The sequence below is a fragment of the Kitasatospora sp. NPDC088783 genome (genome assembly GCF_044750705.1).
GTDB lineage: Bacteria > Actinomycetota > Actinomycetes > Streptomycetales > Streptomycetaceae > Kitasatospora > Kitasatospora fiedleri.
Window position 1 is genome coordinate 272,865 of record NZ_JBIVKJ010000008.1, and the last position, 21,616, is coordinate 294,480.

20 protein-coding genes and 1 pseudogene are annotated in these 21,616 nt (G+C 74.1%); 6 read left to right on the forward strand and 15 right to left on the reverse strand.

The genetic code is table 11. The features are described 5' to 3' along the window. The 3 genes from ACIP60_RS23480 to ACIP60_RS23490 all read right to left on the reverse strand — a co-directional run. A partial coding sequence (locus tag ACIP60_RS23480) for an NADH-quinone oxidoreductase subunit C (RefSeq protein ID WP_400687386.1) occupies window positions 1-1,095 on the reverse strand: 1,095 nt, incomplete at its 3' end. Continuing rightward, on the reverse strand, window positions 1,092-1,721 hold the full coding sequence (locus tag ACIP60_RS23485; RefSeq protein WP_400687388.1) for an NADH-quinone oxidoreductase subunit B: 630 nt from the start codon (window positions 1,719-1,721) through the stop codon (window positions 1,092-1,094). The genes ACIP60_RS23480 and ACIP60_RS23485, both read right to left, overlap by 4 nt. After that, window positions 1,712-2,119, reverse strand: a complete 408-nt coding sequence (locus ACIP60_RS23490) for an NADH-quinone oxidoreductase subunit A (protein WP_111554876.1) — start codon at window positions 2,117-2,119, stop codon at window positions 1,712-1,714. The genes ACIP60_RS23485 and ACIP60_RS23490 overlap by 10 nt, the downstream gene beginning before the upstream one ends. 298 nt (window positions 2,120-2,417) lie before the next feature. Between ACIP60_RS23490 and ACIP60_RS23495 the strand changes: the two genes are divergently transcribed. Then, window positions 2,418-3,572, forward strand: coding sequence for a sensor histidine kinase (locus ACIP60_RS23495; protein ID WP_400687596.1), 1,155 nt, complete (start codon window positions 2,418-2,420; stop codon window positions 3,570-3,572). A gap of 111 nt (window positions 3,573-3,683) precedes the next feature. Here ACIP60_RS23495 and ACIP60_RS23500 read toward each other — a convergent pair whose 3' ends face one another. After that, on the reverse strand, window positions 3,684-4,775 hold the full coding sequence (locus ACIP60_RS23500; protein WP_400687597.1) for a S1C family serine protease: 1,092 nt from the start codon (window positions 4,773-4,775) through the stop codon (window positions 3,684-3,686). Between the two features lie 142 nt (window positions 4,776-4,917). On the opposite strand from ACIP60_RS23500, the gene galE reads away from it, so the two are divergent. Further along, window positions 4,918-5,892, forward strand: a complete 975-nt coding sequence (galE, locus tag ACIP60_RS23505) for a UDP-glucose 4-epimerase GalE (protein ID WP_400687391.1) — start codon at window positions 4,918-4,920, stop codon at window positions 5,890-5,892. Window positions 5,893-5,958: 66 nt separating this feature from the next. Here the strand turns inward: galE and ACIP60_RS23510 are convergent, their stop codons facing one another. Then, on the reverse strand, window positions 5,959-8,274 hold the full coding sequence (locus ACIP60_RS23510; protein WP_400687393.1) for a serine/threonine-protein kinase: 2,316 nt from the start codon (window positions 8,272-8,274) through the stop codon (window positions 5,959-5,961). Window positions 8,275-8,602: 328 nt separating this feature from the next. Here ACIP60_RS23510 and ACIP60_RS23515 point away from each other — a divergent pair, with 328 nt between their 5' ends. Continuing rightward, window positions 8,603-9,244, forward strand: a complete 642-nt coding sequence (locus ACIP60_RS23515) for a TetR family transcriptional regulator (protein WP_100837756.1) — start codon at window positions 8,603-8,605, stop codon at window positions 9,242-9,244. Window positions 9,245-9,504: 260 nt separating this feature from the next. On the opposite strand, the gene ACIP60_RS23520 is transcribed toward ACIP60_RS23515, so the two are convergent. The 6 genes from ACIP60_RS23520 to ACIP60_RS23545 all read right to left on the reverse strand — a co-directional run bounded on the left by ACIP60_RS23520 (window position 9,505) and on the right by ACIP60_RS23545 (window position 15,138). Beyond that, window positions 9,505-10,449, reverse strand: coding sequence for a beta-ketoacyl-ACP synthase III (locus ACIP60_RS23520; protein WP_100837755.1), 945 nt, complete (start codon window positions 10,447-10,449; stop codon window positions 9,505-9,507). 96 nt (window positions 10,450-10,545) lie between these two features. Next, complete coding sequence (locus ACIP60_RS23525) at window positions 10,546-11,463, reverse strand: L,D-transpeptidase family protein (protein WP_400687396.1); 918 nt, start codon at window positions 11,461-11,463, stop codon at window positions 10,546-10,548. A gap of 197 nt (window positions 11,464-11,660) precedes the next feature. Next, the gene (gene mqnE, locus ACIP60_RS23530; RefSeq protein ID WP_400687398.1) at window positions 11,661-12,824 is read right to left on the reverse strand and encodes an aminofutalosine synthase MqnE; all 1,164 of its coding nucleotides are present in this window, start codon (window positions 12,822-12,824) and stop codon (window positions 11,661-11,663) included. 53 nt (window positions 12,825-12,877) lie between these two features. Further along, window positions 12,878-13,840 carry a threonine/serine dehydratase gene (locus ACIP60_RS23535; protein ID WP_400687400.1) on the reverse strand — a complete coding sequence of 321 codons (963 nt, stop codon included), beginning with the start codon at window positions 13,838-13,840 and terminating at the stop codon, window positions 12,878-12,880. A gap of 40 nt (window positions 13,841-13,880) precedes the next feature. Beyond that, window positions 13,881-14,342: an Lrp/AsnC family transcriptional regulator gene (locus ACIP60_RS23540; RefSeq protein WP_030462120.1), complete on the reverse strand. Its 462-nt coding sequence runs from the start codon at window positions 14,340-14,342 to the stop codon at window positions 13,881-13,883. A gap of 118 nt (window positions 14,343-14,460) precedes the next feature. Continuing rightward, window positions 14,461-15,138, reverse strand: a complete 678-nt coding sequence (locus ACIP60_RS23545) for a UbiX family flavin prenyltransferase (protein ID WP_400687402.1) — start codon at window positions 15,136-15,138, stop codon at window positions 14,461-14,463. A 161-nt stretch (window positions 15,139-15,299) separates the two neighbouring features. On the opposite strand from ACIP60_RS23545, the gene ACIP60_RS23550 reads away from it, so the two are divergent. Continuing rightward, window positions 15,300-16,040, forward strand: coding sequence for a cyclase family protein (locus ACIP60_RS23550; RefSeq protein WP_100837750.1), 741 nt, complete (start codon window positions 15,300-15,302; stop codon window positions 16,038-16,040). A gap of 74 nt (window positions 16,041-16,114) precedes the next feature. Then, entirely contained in the window at window positions 16,115-16,825 is a 711-nt protein-coding gene (locus tag ACIP60_RS23555) for an MOSC domain-containing protein (protein WP_400687405.1), read from the forward strand. A 90-nt stretch (window positions 16,826-16,915) separates the two neighbouring features. Here the strand turns inward: ACIP60_RS23555 and ACIP60_RS23560 are convergent, their stop codons facing one another. From ACIP60_RS23560 to ACIP60_RS23575, 4 genes and pseudogenes are all read right to left on the reverse strand, one after another. Beyond that, complete coding sequence (locus tag ACIP60_RS23560) at window positions 16,916-17,293, reverse strand: VOC family protein (RefSeq protein ID WP_100837748.1); 378 nt, start codon at window positions 17,291-17,293, stop codon at window positions 16,916-16,918. A 375-nt stretch (window positions 17,294-17,668) separates the two neighbouring features. Beyond that, a pseudogene (locus ACIP60_RS23565) lies at window positions 17,669-18,382 on the reverse strand (RNA ligase family protein); the annotation flags it as partial. Window positions 18,383-18,432: 50 nt separating this feature from the next. Next, on the reverse strand, window positions 18,433-19,332 hold the full coding sequence (gene mqnP, locus ACIP60_RS23570) for a menaquinone biosynthesis prenyltransferase MqnP (RefSeq protein ID WP_400687407.1): 900 nt from the start codon (window positions 19,330-19,332) through the stop codon (window positions 18,433-18,435). A 79-nt stretch (window positions 19,333-19,411) separates the two neighbouring features. Continuing rightward, window positions 19,412-20,869, reverse strand: a complete 1,458-nt coding sequence (locus tag ACIP60_RS23575) for a menaquinone biosynthesis decarboxylase (RefSeq protein WP_400687409.1) — start codon at window positions 20,867-20,869, stop codon at window positions 19,412-19,414. A 75-nt stretch (window positions 20,870-20,944) separates the two neighbouring features. Between ACIP60_RS23575 and ACIP60_RS23580 the strand changes: the two genes are divergently transcribed. Further along, window positions 20,945-21,355: a PLD nuclease N-terminal domain-containing protein gene (locus ACIP60_RS23580; protein ID WP_400687411.1), complete on the forward strand. Its 411-nt coding sequence runs from the start codon at window positions 20,945-20,947 to the stop codon at window positions 21,353-21,355. Window positions 21,356-21,616: the final 261 nt, after the last annotated feature.

Below are 21,616 nucleotides of genomic sequence, written 5' to 3' on the forward strand. Positions count from 1 at the left end.
CACCGACCCGGCCTGCCCGGCCTGCGGCTGTTCCGGCTTCGCCGACCCGCGCTGCTCAGCCTGCTCGGGCTTCACCAGCCCAGCCTGCTCGACCTGCTCGGCCTGCTCAGGCTCCGCCCGCCCGGGCTCGGGCTTCTCGTCGTGGGCCGGGACGGGCGCGTGCCACGGGGCGTCGGACGACTGGGTGCGGGCGGCGCGGCGCGGGGGCTCGGGCTGTTCGGCCGGGGTTCCGGGGGTCGCCTGGCTGACGGAGCCCTCGCCGACGCTGCGGGTGCGGCGCGGACGGTCGGCGCGGACCGGCGGGGTCTCGGGGGCGGCGCCGGCGGCCGGGGCGGCCTGGCTCGCGGAGCCCGTCTCGACGCTGCGGGTGCGGCGCGGGCGGTCGACGCCGGCGGCCGCGCCGGCCCGCGCGCCGCGGGCGGGGCGTTCGGCGACCGGCGGCAGGGTGCCCTTGAGCGGGCCCCACTCGTTCGGGTCGGGGACGCCGGCGGGCTGCATCTTGCGCCGGGCCGGGCCGCCGTGGTCGGCGGACTCGCCGGGCTCTTTGGCGCCGGGCCAGTCCTTGGCGACCCGGGCGGCCAGCACGAAGTCCTTGCGCAGCGGGTGGCCCTCGAAGCCGTCCGGCAGCAGCAGGGTGGCGGGGTGCGGGTGGCCCGGGAACTCGATGCCGAACATCTCCAGGGTCTCCCGCTCGTGCCAGGCGGCACCGGCGTACACCCCGACGGCGGTGGGCAGTGCCGCCTTCTCGCGCGGCACCCGGGTGCGCAGCAGCAGCCGGCGCACGCCGCCGGGCTCGCCGACGGCGGCCAGGTGCGCGCAGACCGCAAAGCCCCGGTCGAGGTCGTCGACGGCGCTCAGCCAGTCCAGGAAGGCCAGGCCGAGGGTGTCGCGGGCGGCGGTGAGCGCCTCGATCCAGTGCTCGGCGGGCACGTCGACGGTGAGCAGGTCGTACGCCTCGGCGGCGGTCGCCCAGGGGCCGACGGCCGCGGCGGTGCGCTCGGCGGGGGTCGGCTCCGGTGCCTGCTCGGGCGCCCCGGAGATGTCCGGGGTGTCCGAGGTGTCCGGGGTGTCCGGGGTGTCCGGGGTGTCGGTCACTGCCCCTCCTCCCCGGGCGCGGTGCGCAGCGGGCGGCCCAGCGCGGCGGCGGGCGCGCTGTAGCGCTGCGGCACGTCCTCGGCGGCGATCTTCTCCTGGAGCTTGAGGATGCCCTGGAGCAGCGCCTCGGGCCGGGGCGGGCAGCCGGGCACGTAGACGTCGACCGGGATGATCTGGTCGACGCCCTTGGTGACGGAGTACGAGTCCCAGTACGGGCCGCCGGAGTTGGCGCAGGCGCCGAAGGAGATGACGTACTTCGGTTCGGGCATCTGCTCGTACAGGCGCTTGACGGCGGGGGCCATCTTGTCGGTGACGGTGCCCGAGACGATCATCAGGTCGGCCTGCCGGGGGCCGGGCGCGAACGGGATGACACCCATCCGGATGAAGTCGTGCTTGGCCATCGACGCGGCGATGAACTCGATCGCGCAGCAGGCCAGTCCGAAGTTGAAGCACCAGAGGCTGTAGCGGCGGCCCCAGTTGAGCACCACCTTGACCGGGTCCGGGGCGAGCCGGGCCAGCGGGCCGAGGCGGCGCTGCTCGACGGCGGCGCCGGGGCGGGCCGGGTCGGGGATGCCGAGCGGGACGGGGCCGGAGCCGGGCGTCCCGTGCGAGTGCGTCACGTCCATTCCAGAACGCCCTTCTTCCAGGCGTAGAGCAGTCCGACCGCGAGGAATCCGATGAAGACGAACATCTCCACCAGCGTGGCCGCCCCGAAGCCGGCGGCGGCGAACACCGTGGCCCACGGGAACAGGTAGATCGCGTCGACCGCGAAGATCACGTAGAGGAAGGCGTAGACGTAGTACCGGATCTGGGTGTGCGCCCAGCCCTCGCCGACCGGGTCGACCCCGCACTCGTAGGCGAGCAGCTTCTCGGGGGTGTCGACCACCGGTCGCAGCAGGCGGTTCGCGGTGAAGGCCACCACGACGAAGAGGACGCCGATGACCGCCAGCAGACCGATCGCCGCGTAGGCGTCGAAGTAGCCGCTGCCGGCGGCGGGGTCGGCAGCGAGCGGCTGCCACTCCATGGGTCACGCCCTTCTTCTTTGCCCGTCCATAACCATCGCTATCGCGGGAGTCTATGTGTACCGCTCGTTTACTCCGCCACCTGCCCGTCCTGCAAGACGTCCGGTGGACTCCCCGCGGACACCGGCGGAATTCCGTCCACGACCGCTCCGGGGCCGGTCCGGGCCCTGGGTGCAGGTCGGGGGGTGGGGATAACCCCCGGAAGAAGACGGTGTGCAGCACCATGGCGGGGGGCGGTCGCCGAACGGGATGCTGGTGATCGACGAAGCACGGCGAGACCACCAGGAGAGGGCGCCGACCATGGAGGACGAGGCGAAGCGCCCGTCGTTGTACGGGGCACGGCTGTGGCGGGAGGTGCGGAACTCGCTGCTGAACCTGCCGATCGGGGTGGCCGGGTTCGCCGTGACGGCGGTGCTGCTGACGGCCGGGCTGGGCCTGGCGGTGACGGTGATCGGGCTGCCGCTGCTGGCCTTCGGGCTGGGCTGCTGCCGCCAGTTCGGGCGGCTGGCCCGGGTCCGGGCGCGGGCCGAGCTGGGCAGCGCGGTCGCCGAGCCGGAGCCGCTGCGCCCGCGCCGGGCCGGGCTGGCCGGCCGGGTGACGGCCTCGCTGGCCGACGGGCTGGGCTGGCGCTCGGCGCTGTACTGCGTGGTGCTGCTGATCTGGGGGATTCTCGGCTTCACGCTGACGCTGGTGCTGCTGGTGGTCGGCTGGCCGGTGCTGCCCTGGGCGATGCGGGCGATCGGAGCGGTCTCCCGGTGGCTGGTGGAGGTGCTGCTGGCGCCGGGCGCGCTGGCCGAGCGGGTCCGCGAGCTGGAGGACGACCGGGGCGTGGTGGTCGACACCGCCGCGGCCGACCTGCGCCGGATCGAACGGGACCTGCACGACGGCGCGCAGGCCCGGCTGGTCGCGCTGGCGATGGACCTGGGCCTGGCCAAGGAGAAGCTGACGGAGGACCCGGCGGCGGCCCGGCAGATGGTCGACGCGGCGCACGGCGAGGTCAAGCTGGCCCTGCGGGAGCTGCGCGACCTGGCCCGCGGCATCCACCCCGCGGTGCTCACCGACCGCGGGCTGGACGCGGCGCTCTCCTCGGTCGCGGCCCGCTGCACGCTGCCCGGCGGCGTCCGGGTGCACGTCGAGCTGGGCGGCGAGCGGCCGGACTCCGCGGTCGAGGGCATCGCCTACTTCACCGTCAGCGAGCTGCTGACCAACGCCTCCAAGCACTCCGGCGCCCGCAGCGCCTCGGTGGACGTCTGGCGCCAGGACGACCGGCTGATGCTGACGGTGCGGGACGACGGCCGCGGCGGGGCCCGGGTGCACCCCGGCGGCGGGCTGGCCGGCCTGGTCGAGCGCGCCGAGTCGGTGGACGGCGTGTTCGTGGTGGAGAGCCCGGCGGAGGGCCCGACCGCGGTGACGGTCGAGCTGCCCTGGCACACCCGGGCCGGCCACAGGGGCTGAGCGACGCCGCCCCCGGCCGGGCGGGCCGGGCCGGGGGCGGGACGTGGACGGGCCCGGAGTGCCGCCTCCCTTGCGCGGTACGGCACTCCGGGCCCGGGTCTGTCGGGCGGGCTACAGCGTCCCGAGGGTGACCTCCGCGCTCTTGTCCTGCCCGTCCCGCTGGTAGCCGACGGTGACCTTGGCGCCGGGGCTCTGCGAGGCCAGCGCGGTGGTCAGCGCGGAGGGGCTGGTGATCGCGGTGTCGCCGACCTTGGTGATCACGTCGCCCGTCTGGAGGCCGGCCGAGGCGGCCGGGCCGCCGTCGACCACCGAGACCACCGCGGCGCCGGCCGGCTGGAAGTTCGCGTCGAAGTACGGGCGGACGGTCACCCCGAGCGCGGCCCGGCCGGAGTTGCTGACCTTGCCGTCCTTGATCAGCTGGCCGGCGATGCTCGTCACGGTGGCGGAGGGGATGGCGAAGCCGATGCCGGGCGCGGCCGAGCCGTTCAGCTCCGGGTCGACGGCGGTGAGCGTGTTGATCCCGATCACCTGGCTGGAGAGGTTGACCAGCGCGCCGCCGCTGTTGCCGGGGTTGATCGCGGCCGAGGTCTGCACCATGTTGCCGATGGTGGCGCCCGGCGAGTCGGTGGTCTTGGGCTCGCTGACCGTCCGCCCGACCGCCGAGACGATGCCCTGGGTGACGCTGCTGGACAGGCCGAGCGGGCTGCCCATCGCCAGCGTGATCTGCCCGACCGCGACCTTGGCGCTGTCCGCGAAGGCGGCGGGCTTGAGGCCGCCGGGCGGGTTGTTGAGCCTGATCACCGCCAGGTCGGAGTCCGGGTAGCTGCCGACCAACGCGGCGTCCAGCGGCTTGGTGCTGTTGGCCAGCGTCACGGTGAAGGTGGTGGCGGTGCCGACCACGTGCGCGTTGGTGACGATGTCGCCCTTGTCGTCGAAGACGATCCCGGAGCCGAGGCTGTCCCCGGCGGTGATCTGCACCACCGAGGGCAGCACCTGGGAGATCACCTGCTGGTAGTCCTGCTCCAGCTGGTTGCTGCTGGAGGGGGCGGGCGCGGACGAGGACGAGGAACTGCTGGCCGCCGCGGTGGAGCTGGAGCCGGAGCCGGAGCTGGAGCAGCCGGTCAGCAGCAGCGCCGCCGAGGCGAGCGCCGCCACGGGTCCGAGCCACAGCTTGGGCCCGGTCGGCCGGGGGCCGGCCGGGATCGGGCGGGTCGGTTCCTTCTTGGGGCGCACGGCGGCCACCTCCGGTCGCTGGACAGAGCTTTGTCACTATTTCACCGATATGTCCGAATGCCCGTGCGGACACACCACGGCACCGGGAAAAGGCCGCGTCTAGGATCGGGCCATGACCTGGTTGATCACCGGCGGTGCCGGTTACATCGGCGGACACGTAGTCAAGGAACTGGCCGGGGCGGGCGAGCCGGTGGTCGTCCTGGACGACCTGAGCAGCGGTTCGGCCGACCGCCTGCCCGCCGGGGTCCCCCTGGTGGAGGGCTCCACCCTGGACCGGCCGCTGCTGGACGAGGTGATCGCCGAGCACGGGGTGACCGGCATCCTGCACATCGCCGCCAAGAAGCAGGTCGGCGAGTCGGTCAGCGAGCCGCTGCACTACTACCGGGAGAACGTCGAGGGCCTGCGCCTGGTCCTGGAGGCCGCGGCGGCCGGCGGCGTGCGCCGGATCCTGCTCTCCTCCTCCGCCGCCGTCTACGGCATGCCGGACGTCGACCTGGTCACCGAGTCCACCCCGTGCGCGCCGATCAACCCGTACGGCGAGACCAAGCTGATCGGCGAGTGGCTGCTGAACGCCTCCGCCACCGCCTACGGGATGTCCACCGTGGCGCTGCGCTACTTCAACGTGGCGGGCGCGGCCACCCCGGAGCTGTCCGACGAGGGCGTCACCAACCTGGTCCCGATGGTGTTCGAGCGGCTGGCGGCCGGCCGGGCCCCGCTGGTCTTCGGCGCCGACTACCCGACCCCGGACGGCACCTGCGTCCGGGACTTCATCCACGTCTCGGACATCGCCTCCGCCCACCTGGCGGCGGTCCGCCGGCTGAACGCGGCCGGGCCGGACGAGCGGGTCAACCTGACCCTGAACATCGGCCGCGGCGAGGGCGTCTCGGTGCGGGAGATGCTCGCCGAGATCGCCGAGGTCACCGGCATCGACACGGCCGCCGAGATCGCCCCGCGCCGCCCCGGCGACCCGGCCCGGGTGGTGGCCGCCGCCGACCTGATCCGGCGGGAGCTCGGCTGGAGCGCCCGGTACGACGTGCGCGAGATGGTCGCCTCCGCCTGGGCCGGCTGGCAGCACCGCCACCCGTAGCCCCGGGCCCGCGCGAATCGGCCCCGGACCTCGCCGCGAGGTCCGGGGCCGTACCGTTTCGCCGCGCTACTGCGGGACGGCGGTGCCGTAGAAGGAGTCCAGCGCGTACACGCAGCGGTCCTTGGAGCCGACGAAGACCCGGCCGCCGACCGCGACCGGGGAGCCGGTCAGCTCGCCCTTGGTGCCCAGCTCCCAGCGCAGCCGGCCGGTGGCCAGCTCCAGGGTGTGCAGCGAGTGGTCGCGGCTGCCCAGGTGCACCAGGCCCTCGGCGACCGCCGGGGAGCCGACCAGGTCGCCCCGGGTGGTGTAGCGCCAGCGCTCCCGGCCGCCGGCCGCCTCGAAGGCGAACAGAGTGTCGCCGGAGCCCAGCAGCACCGTCCCGTCCGCGACCACGGCCGGCTCGGCGCCCTGCCGGGCGGCGGTGGCGGCCCGCCAGCGGCCGTGCCCGGTGGCGGCGTCCAGCGCGTACAGGGTGCCGAGGTAGTCGGCGACGTACACCGCCCGGCCGTCCACCGCGGGCGGGGTGAACAGCGCCACCGGCGCGTCGAAGCGCCAGCGCTCGGCGCCGGTGGCGGCGTCCAGCGCGTGCACCCGCTGACCGGACGTCACGTACAGCACGCCGCCCTGCTCGACCGGCCGGGAGGGCACCTTGCCGCCCAGCGGCACCGACCAGCGCACCCCGCCGCCGCGCGGGTCGACGCAGTGCAGCCGGCCGCCGCCCTGGTAGTAGGCGGCGCCGCCGACCAGCGCCGGGCCGGACTGCGGGTTCTCGTACTCCTGCTGGGCGTCGTCGGCCCGCCACAGCTCGGCGCCGGTGGCCGCCGCGCGCAGCTGCACGCCGCCGCCGCGCACCCCGCAGCACAGCACGCCGTCGGCGGCGTCCAGCGCGTACACCCAGCCGTCCAGCGAGTGCCGCCAGCGCTCGGTGCCGTCGGCGGCGTCCACCGTGTACAGGTGCGGGCCGTCGGCGGCGTGCACCCGGCCGGCGTCGACGGCCAGCGCCCAGGCCACGTCCCGGGTCTTCCAGCGGCGCTCGCCGGAGCCGATGTCCAGCGCGTGCACCTCGAAGCTGGAGGCGAACAGGACGCCGTCGGCGACCACCGGGGTGCCCCACACGTCGTTCGACATCCGGAACCGCCAGGGCCGCCAGCGCGCGGCGGGCTGCGGCGGGGCGGCGGACGGCGCGGAGCTGCGGCGCACCCAGTCGGTGCCGACCGGGGCGGGCGTCGGCGCGGCCGGTTCGGCCCGCGGCCCGGGCCCTATCGGCACGTGCGCGCCGGGCAGCCGGATCTCGCCGTCGCCGCCCGGGTCGCCGACCGGCGGCCGCCGGTGCGGGCGCACCCGCTCGGTGACCACCTCGGCCTCGGAGACCGGCCCGGCGGCGCCGACCGGGGCCGGGGCGCCCGGCAGCGGCGGCGGCCCGACCGGCTGGGCCGGCAGCGCCAGCTGGGGCTGCGGCCGGGCCGGGGGCTGCTGGGCGCTGACGGGACGTCTGCTGCTGCGCTTGGCCTCGATCAGGTCGAGCGCGGCGGGCGGCAGCCAGTCCCCGGCCTCGCCGGAGGCGTCGGCCCGGGAGAACAGGTGCGGGGCCAGCTCGGCCTGGATCTGGGCGGGCGTGGGCCGGTGCTCGGGCGTGGGCCGCATGCAGGCCCGGACCAGGTCGACCAGCTCGACCGGCAGCCCGGACAGGTCGGGCTGGTCGCGCAGCAGCTGGAACACCGTCTCGACCGGGTTGGAGCCGCGGTAGGGCGGGTGCCCGGTGGCGCAGAACACCACCAGCGAGCCGAGCGAGAACACGTCGCTGGCGCCGGTGACGCTGCGGCTGTCCCGGGCCTGCTCGGGCGACATGTAGGCGGGCGTGCCGACCGCGACGTTGGTCATGGTCAGCCGGGTGCTGGAGACCCCGGCGGCGATGCCGAAGTCGATCACCCGGGGCCCGTCCTCGACCACCAGCACGTTGGACGGCTTGAGGTCCCGGTGGACCAGGCCCGCGGCGTGGATGGACTGGAGCGCCTCGGCGATGCCCGCGGTCAGCCAGCGCACCGCGTCGGCGGGCAGCGGCCCGCAGTCGGTGACCAGGTCCTCCAGCGAGGGCGCGGGCACGTACGCGGTGGCCAGCCACGGGACGGCCGCGTCGGCGTCGGCGTCCACCACGGCGGCGGTGTAGAAGCCGCCGACCGTCTTGGCGGCGGCGATCTCGCGGGCGAAGCGGACCCGGAACAGGTTGTCCTCGGCCAGCTCGGTGCGGACGGTCTTGATGGCCACCCGGCGTCCCGAGGCCGACCGGGCCAGGTACACCAGGCCCATGCCGCCCGCGCCGAGCCGGGCCAGCACTTCGAAGGGCCCGATCCGCCTCGGATCGTGCGCCGTCAGCTGGTCCACTCCTCAGCCACCTCCCCTTCCGCCAACGCCCCCCGGCGGTGGCGCCCCCCGATTCTCCAATGCCCGCCGCCCGGGAGCCAATCTCCCCCGCCCGGGACACGCCCCCGGGTACCGGAGCCGCCCGCTCCGGGTCCGCCCGCCGGACCGCCCCGGGCCCGCCCGCGGGGCCCCGGCGGACCCCCCTCAGCTGACTTGTCGTCACGCTGTGGGGTCATCAGCACACGGGGGGGCAACAACTCAAGCGGAAATGGCACGGTTTCCCCCCTCACCCGGACTAATAGTCGCACTACCGATTAGCGCCAAGATCTCACCGCTGTAAGCTGACGGCATGACAGGACAAGTTCGCACCGTCGACGGTCGCGTCGCCGGGCGGCGCGGACAGGAGACGCGGCAGAAGCTGCTCGACTGCCTCCGCGAGATGCTCAGCACGTCGCCGTACCGGGACGTCAAGGTCATCGACGTCGCCCGTATGGCGGGTACCTCCCCCGCGACCTTCTACCAGTACTTCCCGGATGTCGAGGGCGCAGTCCTTGAGATCGCCGAGGAAATGGCCGAGGACAGCGGCGGGCTCAAAGAGCTCGTCGATGGAAAGTCCTGGGCGGGAAAGTCCGGCTTCACCACTTCCGAAGAACTGGTGGACGGATTCCTCGCCTTCTGGCGCAAGAATGACGCCATTCTCCGAGTGGTCACGCTCGGTGCTGCCGAAGGGGACAAGCGGTTCTTCAAGATCCGCATGAAGGTCCTCAACTCGGTGGCGGCCCCGCTCGCCGAAGCGGTGCGCAACAACCAGGGCAAGACCGACAAGTCGGTCGAACCGTCGGCGGTCGCCGGCGCCCTGGTGTCGTTGCTGGCCGCGGCGGCCGAGCATGGCAAGGCGTTCACTTCGTGGGGCGTGAAGGTCAAGGACCTCAAGCCCAACCTGGCGCTCCAGGTGTACCTGGGAGTCACCGGAAAGAAGCCGCCGAAGTAAGAACTCCAGCCCACTGGCGCTCGGCCCCGGTTCCTGTCCGGGTGTGTCGGATGCGGCCGTGCCTCGGGGGAGGTTCGCCGACGTACCGCGGAGCGCCGTCCTGCAACGGACGCGAGGGGCGGCCGGGAGGATTTCCTCCCGGCCGCCCCTCCGTGCTGTCCGCACCGCCGGGCCCGGCACCGCCGCCCGGAGGCGACGCACCGCTCGGGCGCACCGCTCAAGGCAGCGCACCGCTCAGCGGCACCGCTCAGGCGCACCGCTCAGGGGCAGCGCACGACCTGCCCGGCGTAGGCCAGGCCGCCGCCGAAGCCGAACAGCAGCACCGGGTCGCCGGTGTGCAGCTCGCCGCGCTCGACCAGCTTGGAGAGGGCGAGCGGGATGGAGGCGGCGGAGGTGTTGCCGGAGTCGACCACGTCGCGGGCGACCACCGCGTCCTCGGCCAGGCCGAGCTTGCCGGCGATGGCGTCGATGATCCGCAGGTTGGCCTGGTGGGCGACGAAGCCGCGCAGCTCGGACGGCTCGATCCCGGCCTTCTCGCACGCCTTGCGGGCCAGCGGGGCGACCTGGGTGGTGGCCCAGCGGAAGACCGTCTGGCCCTGCTGGCTGATCACCGGCTTCCAGCCGCTGATCGCCACCGCCTCGCCCTTCTCCGGCTCGGAGCCCCAGACCACCGGGCCGACGCCGGCCCGCTCGTCCGGGACGGCCTCCAGCACCGCGGCGCCCGCGCCGTCGCCGAAGATCACGCAGGTGGTGCGGTCGGTCCAGTCGATGATGTCGGACATCCGCTCCACGCCGACCACCAGCGCCCGGGTCGCGGCGCCGGCCCGGATCGCGTGGTCGGCGGTGGCCAGCGCGTACGAGAAGCCCGAGCAGGCGGTGTTCAGCTCGTACGCGGCGGGGGCCGGGATGCCCAGCCGGGCGGCGACGGCGGCGGCGGTGTTGGGGCTGCGCTCGACGGCGGTGCAGGTGGCGACGGCGACCAGGTCGATCCGGTCGGCCGTCACGCCCGCGTTGGCCAGCGCCTTCTCGGCGGCGCCCACCGCGAGGTCGACCAGGGTCTCGTCCTCCGCGATGTGCCGGGTGCGGATGCCGACCCGGGAGCGGATCCACTCGTCGTCGGTGTCGACCAGCGCCGAGAGATCGTCGTTGCTCAGGACCTTCGGCGGCTGGTGATGGCCCAGCGCCATGATGCGGGAGGCGGTCATACAGCCACTCAACCGGGTTACCGGCGAGTCGGGAGGTGACGCCCTGACACAGGATCGGGTGCCGGAAGCTGTAGGTCCCTCACAACCGGCCCGTGGTCAGGCGGCCAGCGACTGGGCGTCACCCATCATGATCATCGGGTGCAGCGCCGGGTCCAGGGTCCTGATCAGCTCGACCATGTGGTCCTCGGTCAGCGAGACGCAGCCGTGGGTGGGGCCGCCGTGGTCGAGGTGCAGCCAGATGCCGCCGCCCTTGGCCGCGCCCTCCGGGTAGGTGGTGTCGAGCGGGGACTTGCCCTCCACCCGGTTGTAGTTGATCGCCACCACGTAGTCGAAGGAGCCGGCCAGCGGTTCGTCGTTGAAGCCGCGCCCGGCCATCACGAAGTTCTTGTTCTCGTCGTAGGGCAGCTTGGAGCCGGGGTCGGCCTTGCGGCCGCCGGCGTCGGTGAGCGAGAACAGGCCGATCGGGCTGCGCAGGTCGCCGGAGCGGTGGTCGGCGGTCCAGCCCTTGTAGGCGTTGTGGGCGGGCCAGGTCTGGCCGGCCTGCCAGCTGCCGTCGTCGCCGCGGGTCCACAGCGTGACGGTGTTGTCCGAGGAGTCCTTGCCCTGGCCGCTGGCGACCAGCAGCTGGCGGGTCTCGGCGGGGACCTTGGCCATCCAGTCGGCGCCGATGCCCGGGATGGCGGTGATCCGCTCCCGGTCGGAGCGGTCCGCGGCGGGGGCCTCGGTGTGCTGCCCGGCGTCGGCGGCCTGCATCGGGACGACCTCGGGCGCGTGGTCGGGGGCGGCGCTGGCGGTCTCGCTCTGGAAGCCCCGGCCCGGGCCGACGCTGAACCAGCCGGCCGCGAGGGCCAGCAGGGTCGCGGTGCCGACGGTGAGCTTGCGGACCCGGCGCTGCTTCGGCTTGCGGCGGCTGCGGCGGGCGGCGGCTCGGCCCTGGGGCTGCTCGGCCTCGTCCCGGCCGGTCGGCGCGGCGGCCGGGCGGCGGTGCGAGGAGACGCGATGGGAACCGGACATGCGAACGATCCTCCCAGACCGCGGGGACGAGGTGGAACCCGGGCCGTGTGATGAGCCTGTGAGCATACGCGCCCAGGAAACGTTTCTTCGGCTTCCCGACTGCCCCGGTGGTGCGTCTTCACCCCGTGCGCCGCCCGGAAAAGCTCCGCGCCCGGTGGCCGGAAACCGGTCACCGGGCGCGTGGTCCGAACGGGTGGTCAGAGGCGCATCGCCTGCGGGGTCTCCCGGCGGGCCAGGTCAGGCCCGTCGTACTCGCGGATGACCTCGTAGCGGGTGTTGCGCTCGACCGGGCGGAAGCCGGCGTCCCGGATCAGGCCGAGCAGGTCGTCGCGGCCCAGCTTGTTCGGGGTGCCGAAGTTGTCCGCGTCGTGGGTGATCTTGTACTCGACCACCGAGCCGTCCATGTCGTCCGCGCCGTGGCTGAGCGCCAGCTGGGCGGTGGTGACGCCGTGCATCACCCAGAACACCTTGACGTGCGGGACGTTGTCGAACAGCAGGCGGGACACCGCGAAGGTCTTCAGCGCCTCGGCGCCGGTGGCCATCTCGGTGCGCGCCATCAGGCGGTTGCGGACCTTGCCGTCCTTGGAGTCGTGGAAGTCGTGCTGGTAGCGCAGCGGGATGAAGACCTGGAAGCCGCCGGTCTCGTCCTGCAGCTCGCGCAGCCGCAGCACGTGGTCGACCCGGTGGCGGGGCTCCTCGATGTGGCCGTAGAGCATGGTGGCCGGGGTCTTGAGGCCCTTCTCGTGCGCCAAGCGGTGGATCCGCGACCAGTCCTCCCAGTGGGTGTCGTGGTCGACGATGTGCTGGCGGACCTCCCAGTCGAAGATCTCCGCGCCGCCGCCGGTCAGCGACTCCAGGCCGGCCTCGATCAGCTCGTCCAGGATCTCGCTCGCGCTCAGGCCGCTGATCCGCTCGAACCAGTGGATCTCGGTGGCGGTGAACGCCTTCAGCGAGACGTTCGGCAGCGCGGCCTTCAACTCCTTGAGCGAGCGCGGGTAGTAGCGCCACGGCAGGGTCGGGTGCAGGCCGTTGACGATGTGCAGCTCGGTCAGCGACTCCGACTCCATCGCCTTGGCGAGCCGGACGGCCTCCTCGATCCGCATCGTGTACGCGTCCTTCTCGCCCGGCTTGCGCTGGAACGAGCAGTACGCGCAGGAGGCGCTGCACACGTTGGTCATGTTCAGGTGGCGGTTGACGTTGAAGTGGACGACGTCGCCGTTCTTCCGCGTCCGCACGTGGTGCGCCAGGCCGCCCAGCCAGGCCAGGTCGTCGCTCGCGTAGAGCGCGATCCCGTCCTCGCGGGTCAGCCGCTCACCGGCGTAGACCTTCGCCTCCAGCTCGCGCTTGAGCCCTGCGTCCATGCGGTGCTCCGCCTCCTCGGGACTTCGATTCGTTGCCGGGACCGAGACTACGCCTAGGCGGCGAGCAGTTCGGCCAGCAGGGCGGGGTCGAGGTTGCCGCCGCTGACGACCGCGGCGAACACCCGTCCGCCCAGCTCACCGGCCCGGTGGAAGTAGGCGGCCGGGGCGACCGCGCCGGAGGGCTCGGCGACCAGCCGGCCGCGGCGGGCCAGCAGGGCGACGGTGGCGCGGATCTCGTCCTCGGAGACGGTGACGATGTCGTCCACGTAGGCGGTGAGGTGCTCGAACGGCAGGACGCCCACCGACGTGGTGCGCAGGCCGTCGGCGATGGTGCGGTAGGTGTCGGCGACCGGCCAGGCGGTGCGGACGCCCTCGCGCAGGCTCTGCCGGGCGTCCGCCGCCAGCTCCGGCTCCACGCCGACCACCCGGACGCCCGGGCAGGCCAGCTTGAGCGCGGCGGCCGTCCCGGAGATCAGCCCGCCGCCGGAGACCGGCACCAGCACGGTGTCCAGCTCGTCCGGGGCGTCCTCGGCGATCTCCAGGCCGACCGTGCCCTGGCCCGCGATGATGTACGGGTCGTCGTAGGGCGGCACCCAGACGTAGCCGTGCGCGGCGGCCAGTTCGGCCGGGACGGTGTCGCGCTCCTCGGCGGTCACGACCACCACCTCGGCGCCGAACGCGCGGGTGTTCTCGATCTTCACGGCGGGCGAGGTGTCGGGCATCACGATCACCGCCTTGATGCCGAGCCGCCGGGCCGCGTAGGCCACCGCCTGGGCGTGGTTGCCGCTGGACTGGGCGACCACTCCCCTGGCCCGCTCCTCGCCGGTGAGCGCGGCCAGCCGGTTCATCGCCCCGCGGATCTTGAACGCCCCGGTCGGCTGGAGGCTCTCCGGCTTCAGCCAGAGCCGCCGGCCGCCGTCCGCCGCCCACGGGCAGGGCAGCAGCGGGGTGCGCACCGCCGTGCCGGCGATCCGGCGTTGGGCGGCGCGCAGGTCTTCCAGGTCGACCAGGGTCACGGCGGGGGCTCCTCGACGGCTGACGGCGGGTGGGAGGAGCTTATTCGGCGAGGTGGAGCGGGAGTTCGCTGACCCGGTTCTCCCACTTGGTGGAGAGCACCACCGTGGTCCGGGTGCGCGCCACCCCCTTGGTGCCGGACAGCCGCTTGACCACCGACTCCAGGCCCTCCACGTCCGGCACCCGGACCTTGAGCATGTACGAGTCGTCGCCCGCGATGAACCAGCAGTCCTCGACCTCCGGGAGGTCCTTCAGCCGGTGCGAGACGTCGTCGTGGTCGGCCGCGTCGGTGAGCTGGAGGCCGATCAGGGCCGTCACCCCGTAGCCGAGCGTCGCCGGGTTGACCGTCGCCCGGTAGCCGGTGATCACGCCGGCCTGCTCCAGCCGGTTGATCCGGTCCGTCACGCTCGGGCCGGACAGGCCCACCAGGCGGCCCAGCTCGGCGTACGAGGCGCGGCCGTTCTCCCGGAGTGCCTGGATGAGCTGTCTGTCCACAGAGTCCATTGCCTGCCGCGTCCTTCCGAACCTCACCAGAACCACAGATCATTATCCGGAATCCAAGGCGCTGCGCGCCGCTCAACCCGGGTATCCCAGAGAACATACTCTCCCGTCACGTGCCCGCTCACTCACCCCGGCGCGGCCGTGTTCCGGGGCGGTCCTCCGGGGTGCTCGCGGCCTCGCCCAGGGCACCCGACCAGCGGCGGTACAGCGTGTGCGGGACGGCCACCGCGTCCAGCACCCGGCCGGCCACGAAGTCCACCAGCTCGCGGGCCGTCGAGCCCCCCGCGTAGAAGCCGGGGGACGCCGGGAGGACGACCGCGCCCTGCTCGTCCAGCGCCACCAGGTGGCGCAGCGTGCTGCCGGTCAGCGGGGTCTCGCGCAGGCACAGCACCAGCGGGCGGCGCTCCTTGAGCGTGACGGACGCGGTGCGCTGGAGCAGGTCCTTGGACAGGCCCAGCGCGATGCCGGCCGCGGCGCCGGTGGTGGCCGGGACGACCAGCATGCCCTTCGCGGGGTACGAGCCGGAGGACGGGCCCGCGGCGAAGTCCCCGGCCGGCCAGTGGCGGACGTCGTGCAGCCGCGACTCGTCGGTGCCGAGCCAGGCGGCCAGGTCGGCGCGCCAGTGCGCGTCGCGGAAGGAGACGCCCGTCTCGTCCAGGATGGTCAGCCGCGCCGCCCGGCTGACGATCAGGTCGACGGGCTCCCCGGCGTCCAGCAGCGCGCGGATCACCGAGGCGGCGTAGGGGGTGCCGCTGGCGCCGGACACGCCGACGACCCAGGGCTTGCGGGTGGGGCTCATGGTTCCCATTGTGGGGCGTGCGGTCCTGGTGGCCGGGGCGCGCGGTCCGGGCGGCCGGGGCGCGCGGCGGTCCGGGTTCCCGTCCCGGCCCGGGCGGCGGCGCGGGCCCGCCGGTTCCCGGGGAGCAGCCGGTCGGCGGGTTTTCGGGTCAGAATGGCCGCATGGCAGCGGAGTTGGTGGACCTGACGCATCCGGTGGTGTCCGGGATGCCGGTGTATCCGGGGGACCCGGGCGTCGAGTTGCGGGCGGCGTTGACGGTGGCGGACGAGGGGGTGAACGTGCTGGCGGTGCACCTGGGGTCGCAGACCGGGACGCACGTGGACGCGCCCTACCACCTGGACGTGCGGTGGCCGACCCTGGACGGGCTGCCGCTGGAGCTGTTCACCGGGCCCGCGGTGGTGGTGGACCTGCGGGGGCTGTCGGCCCGGGCGGTGGTGACGGCGGAGCACCTCGCGCCGGCGCTCGCGGTCTCGGGGCCGGGGACGGTGCTGCTGCTGGCGACGGGGTGGCCGCGGTACTGGGGGACGGACCGGTACTTCGCGCACCCGTACCTGGCCCGGGAGGCGGCGGAGGCCATCGTCGCGGCGGGGGTCCGGACGGTGGGGATCGACGCGCTGTCGGTGGACCCGACGCCGGACCCGGGGCCGCTGGACCCGGAGATAGCGAGCCTGCTGGCCGAGTTGGCGGACGAGCACGACCCGGAGCCGGAGCAGGCGACGCTGGTGGCGCACCGGGTGCTGCTGGGGCCGGAGGGCGGCGGGGTGATCGCGGAGAACCTGACGGACCTGTCGGCGCTGCTGGCGGCGCAGGAGGCCGGCCGGCCGGTGGAGGTGTCGCTGTTCCCGCTGCGGCTGACGGCGGCGGACGGGGCGCCGGTGCGGGCGGTGGCCCGGATCGGGTGAGCGGGCGCCAACGGGGCACCCGCTTCCGGGACTTGGTCTAGACCATCCCGGGAGCGCCCCGCTAGGCTCCCGCCATGTCTGAGATCGTCGGTGTGGTCGAGCGCCTGTGGCGCTACCCCGTGAAGTCCACGGGCGGCGAACTGCTCGACTCCGTCGAGGTCGAGGAGCGCGGCCTGGTCGGCGACCGGCTGTACGCGGTGCGCGACGGGGCCGGGAAGTTCGGGTCGGGGAAGAACACCCGGCGCTTCCGGCGGATGGACGGCCTGCTGCGGCTGAGCTCCCGGCTGGGCTCGCGGATCGACGGCCCGGAGCTGTTCGACCCGCTGGGGATGGCGGTGCCCGACCCGGACGCCTTCCTGCGCGCCTACCTGGAGCAGGAGGACGTGGCGCTGGCCCGCGAGGACACGGTGTCGCACTTCGACGAGCTGCCGGTGAGCGTGCTGACCACCGCCACCCTGGACTGGGTCGCGCAGGCGGTGCCCTCGGCGGTGGTGGACGAGCGCCGGTTCCGGCCGAACGTGCTGCTGCGCACCCCGCCGGGGACGCCGCCGTTCAGCGAGGACAAGTGGTTCGGCCGGGAGGGCCGGGTGGAGGGCGGGGCGCGGCTGGCGTTCGTCCGGGCCAGCGTGCGGTGCGCGATGGTCGGGGCGGCCCAGCCCGGGCTGCCGCACGCCCCGGAGATCCTGAAGACCATCGCGCACGAGCGGGACACCGAGCTGGCCGCGCTGGCCACGGTGTCGCGGCCGGGCCCGCTGCGGATCGGGGACGCGCTCGCGCTGGTGTGACGGCCGGCGCGGGGCGGGACCCGGGCCGGGGCCGGGGCCGCGCGGGCGGCGGGCCCGGGGCGGGCGGCGGGCTCAGGACGGGTGGCGGGCTCAGGACGGGTGGCGGGCGACCAGGCAGAACGGGTGGCCGGCCGGGTCGGTGCAGACCGTCCAGCGCTCGTGCCGGTCCTTGGCCTCGGCGCCGAGGGCGACCGCCCCGGCCTCGGCGGCGGCGAGGTCGTCGACCTCGATGTCGAGGTGCAGCTGCTGCGGGTGGGCGGGGTCGGGCCAGATCGGCGGGCGGTAGTCCTCGACCCGCTGGAAGGCGAGCACCCGGCCGTCGGGCAGGTGCACGGTGGACCAGTCCTCGTCCAGCGACCAGCGCGGGTCGGGCCGGTCGGCCTCGCCGCCGAGCAGGGCGGCGTAGAACTGGGCCAGGCCCGCCGGGTAGTGGCAGTCCAGCACCACGCACTGCAGTGTGCCGATCATCGTGTTCCCCGTTCCGCTCGTGGTGGCCCCCGCCTCCCAGCATGGCGCACCGGCGCGGCGGGTGGCGGTTCATCCGGCGGGGGCGGCGTCCGCGCGGGCGGGGGCGGCGCCCACGGGCCGTCGGGTGGCGTGCCGGTGCGGCGACGGGAACCGGTCCGCTGCCGCACGAGGGCGTACCGGCAAGGGAGTTCGGGGCGACGCGGACCCGCCGCTCCCGGGCCCCTGTTCTCCGTCCTGCGTCCTGCGTCCTCCGCTCCGCCCGGCTCAGAGGTCGAGGTCGCCGCCGGGGAGGTGGCGGGTGGGGACGTCGGGGAGGGTGTGGCGGAGCAGGGGGGCGAGCGTCGCGGGGGTGGGCGGGGTGGGGCCCGGGCCGATGGCGAGGACGCCGGGGAGCCGGGCGTCGCCGGTCCGGCCGAGCGCGTCCAACCGGGCGGCGAACCGGTCGAGTTCGGGCAGCAGCGGGGTGCCGAGGGCGTCGCCGGGCGCGTCCGCGTCCGGGGCGCCGCCGGAACGGGCGTGCCAGAGCGCGGCGTTCGGGCCGAGGCCGTTCTCCACCACGGCCGCGTGCATCCGGTGGGTGTCGGTCCGCACGCGGTGCGGCCGGACCCACTTGGCCGCCCGCCGCCCGAACCCGTCCCGGTCGAACCCGGCCGCGGTGCGGACCACGTAGCCCTCCTGGCGCTCCGGGTCGGGCTTCAGCGCGCGGATCGCCCGCTCGTCGTACCGGCCGCGCCACAGCACCCGGGGCGCCGGCGCGCCGAGGCGGCGCAGGAAGCGGACGGTGGCGTCCCGGTCCGGGCAGCGGTCCTCGGCCGTCCAGACCGAGAAGCCGTAGAACCAGCCGTCCAGGTCGGTGCAGGCCGGCGAGTGCCGGGCGTGCAGGATCTCCCCGCAGATCCGCCGGCCCGCCGGGACGCGCGGGGCGATCCGGCCCTGGAGCCCCTTCATCCAGGCCCGGGACGGGTGGTGCCCGGAGTCGGGCGAGCGGGCGTGCACCCCGTCCGCGTACAGCGCGGTGTTCTCGCCGTCGAGCTTCTCGGTGACCACCACCTCGGCCCCGGCCGACGAACTTGCCCGGACGCACGGCAGGGGCGCGCGGAGTGCCTCCGCGCGCCCCTGCCGGTACGGCCGTCAGACCGTCAGACCGTCAGACCGCGGCTGACCAGGTCGATCAGCGCGAAGACGAACAGCGAGATGCCCACGAAGCCGTTGGTGGAGAAGAACGCCCGGTTCAGCCGGGACAGGTCGTGCGGCTTGACGATGGTGTGCTCGTAGACGAACGCGCCGGCCACCACCGCGAGTCCGCACCAGAAGAACGCGCCCGCGTCGGTCAGCACCGCGTACCAGGCCAGCAGGGCGGTGGTGAGGGCGTGGCAGACCCGGGCGCCGGTGATCGCGGCGGGGACGCCGAAGCGGGCCGGGACGGAGCGGACGCCCGTGCCGCGGTCGGCCGCGACGTCCTGGCAGGCGTAGATCAGGTCGAAGCCGCCGATCCAGATGCCGACCGCGAGGCCGAGCACCACCGCCTCCCAGGACCAGCTGCCGGTGACGGCCAGCCAGGCGCCGATCGGGCCCATCGCCTGGGCCAGGCCCAGGATCGCCTGCGGGAAGTCGGTGAACCGCTTGCCGTACGGGTAGACCACCATCGGGACGACGGCGACCGGCGCCAGCAGCAGGCAGAGCGGGTTGAGCAGCGCCGCCGAGCCGAGGAAGACCACCAGGGCGATCGCCGAGCCGATGTACGCGGTGCGCAGCGAGACCGCGCCGGTGACGAGTTCGCGGTTGGCGGTGCGCGGGTTCCGGGCGTCGATCTCGCGGTCGATGATCCGGTTGGCGGCCATCGCGAAGGTGCGCAGGCCGACCATGCAGACGGTGACCAGCAGCAGTTCGCCCCAGTGCACCGACTTGTCGGCGAGGAACATCGCGGTCAGCGCGGCGGTGTAGGCGAAGGGCAGCGCGAAGACCGAGTGCTCGATGGCGACCAGGCGCAGGAAGGCCCTGGTCCGGCTCGGCGGAGCCTCGAAAGCGGCAGTGGTCACAGTCCGCACTCCGGCTGACCCCCGCGGGTGCGGGGAAGGTCTTCCTGTACCTGGTCCGTGTTCGGCAGGCTGTCGGTTCTCACAGTCCGTACTCCTTCCAGCGGCGGGTGACCCGGGCGGCGGTCTCCGGGTCGGAGGCGACCATCTCGGGCCAGCCGCCGTCGCGGGTGTAGCCCTCCTCGGGGAGCTTGCGGGTGGCGTCGATGCCCGCCTTGCCGCCCCAGAACTGCTGGTAGGAGGCGTGGTCGAGGTGGTCGACCGGGCCCTCGACGACCGAGAGGTCCCGGCTGTAGTCGACGTTGCCCAGGGCCCGCCAGGCGACCTCCTGGTAGTCGTGGACGTCGCAGTCGGCGTCCACCACGACGATCAGCTTGGTGAGCGACATCATGTGGGCGCCCCAGATGGCGTGCATGACCTTCTGCGCGTGCTTCGGGTACTTCTTGTCGATCGAGACGATCACGCAGTTGTGGAAGCCGCCGGCCTCGGGCAGGTCGTAGTCGACGATGTCCGGGATGATCACCTTGAGCAGCGGCAGGAAGAAGCGCTCGGTGAACTTGCCGAGCGGCCCGTCCTCGGTGGGCGGCCGGCCGACCACGATGGACTGCAGGACCGGGCGGCGGCGCATCGTCACGCAGTCGATGGTCAGCGCCGGGAACGGCTCCTGCGGGGTGTAGAAGCCGGTGTGGTCGCCGAACGGGCCCTCGGGGAGCAGCTCGCCGGGCTCCAGCCAGCCCTCCAGCACCACCTCGGCGTCGGCCGGGACCTGGAGCGGGACGGTCTTGCAGTCGACCATCCGGACCCGCTCCCCCGCGACGAACCCGGCGAACAGGTACTCGTCGATGTCGCCGGGCAGCGGCGCGGTGGCGGCGTAGGTGACCGCGGGCGGGCAGCCGAAGGCGATCGCCACCGGCAGCTTCTCGCCGCGCCGGGCGGCCACCGCGGCGTGGTTGCGGCTGTCCTTGTGGATCTGCCAGTGCATGCCGATGGTGCGCCGGTCGTGCCGCTGGAGCCGGTACAGGCCGAGGTTGCGGACGCCGGAGTCCGGGTCCTTGGTGTGGGTGAGGCCGAGGTTGAAGAAGGAGCCGCCGTCCAGCGGCCAGGTGAACAGCGCGGGCAGCGCCTCCAGGTCGACGTCCTCGCCGGTGAGCACCACCTCGTGGACGGGCGCGTCGGCGGACTTCACGTTCCGCGGCGGGACGTGCGCCATCGAGGCGAGCTTGCCGAACGCCTCCCGGAAGCCGGTGAAGCCCTGCGGCAGTTCGGGCTTGAGCAGGCCGCCGATCTTCTCGGCGATGTCGTCGGGCGACTTCAGGCCGAGCGCCTTGGACAGCCGCCGCTCGGTGCCGAAGACGTTCATGGCCAGCGGCATCGCCGAGCCCTTGACGTTCTCGAAGAGCAGCGCGGGGCCCTTGGCCTTCTGCACCCGGTCGACGATCTCGCCGACCTCCAGGTGGGGGTCGACCTCGACCTTGATCCGTTTCAGGTCGCCTTCCCGCTCCAGCGCCCGGAGGAAGGAACGGAGATCGTCGTATGCCATACCTGTCAGTATCCGGTACGGGCTACCCTTGGCCCGCCAAGGGTCCTGTCCGAACCTGCTCCGGAGTTCTGCGCTGTGCTGAGAGTCGTGCCCGTGGTCGCGCTGCTGGCCCTGTGGGTCTGGGCGTTCATCGACTGCCTGACCACCCCCGAGGACGAGGTCCGCCACCTGCCGAAGGTGGTGTGGGTGATCGTCGTGCTGCTCTTCCCGCTGGTCGGCTCGATCGCCTGGCTGGTGGCCGGCCGCGACCGCGCCCGCCGCCGGGCGTCCTGGCCGTCCGGCCCGGCCGCCGGGTCCCCCTCGCACGGGAGCGCCGGGCGTCCGCTCGCCCCGGACGACGACCCGGAGTTCCTGGCCTCGCTGAAGCGCGGCAACGAGCGGCACGAGGACATGCTCAAGCAGTGGGAGGCGGACCTGCGCCGCCGCGAGGAGGAGCTGCGCCGGGGCGAGGACCGCCCCGGGGACGGCGACCGTCCCAGGCCCTGATCCCGTCTTTTGGCGCATCCCTACCATCCGGACTTGATCCGGAGCCCGAGCACCCGGCCGCCGGCCCCCGTGCGCCCCTGTCGGCGCGCGGCGGACCGGCGGCCTTCGTGCGGTCCCGATCTCGCCGCTGACCTGCCGGTTCGACCCTCCGGCCGCCCCCGTCCCCGGACCGGCCCCGGTACCCGTCCCGGACGGTCCGGCGGGAGGCCCGTGCGCCCCCTTCTGTCGGGCCTGTACAGCGATCGGCTCCCGACCTTGTAC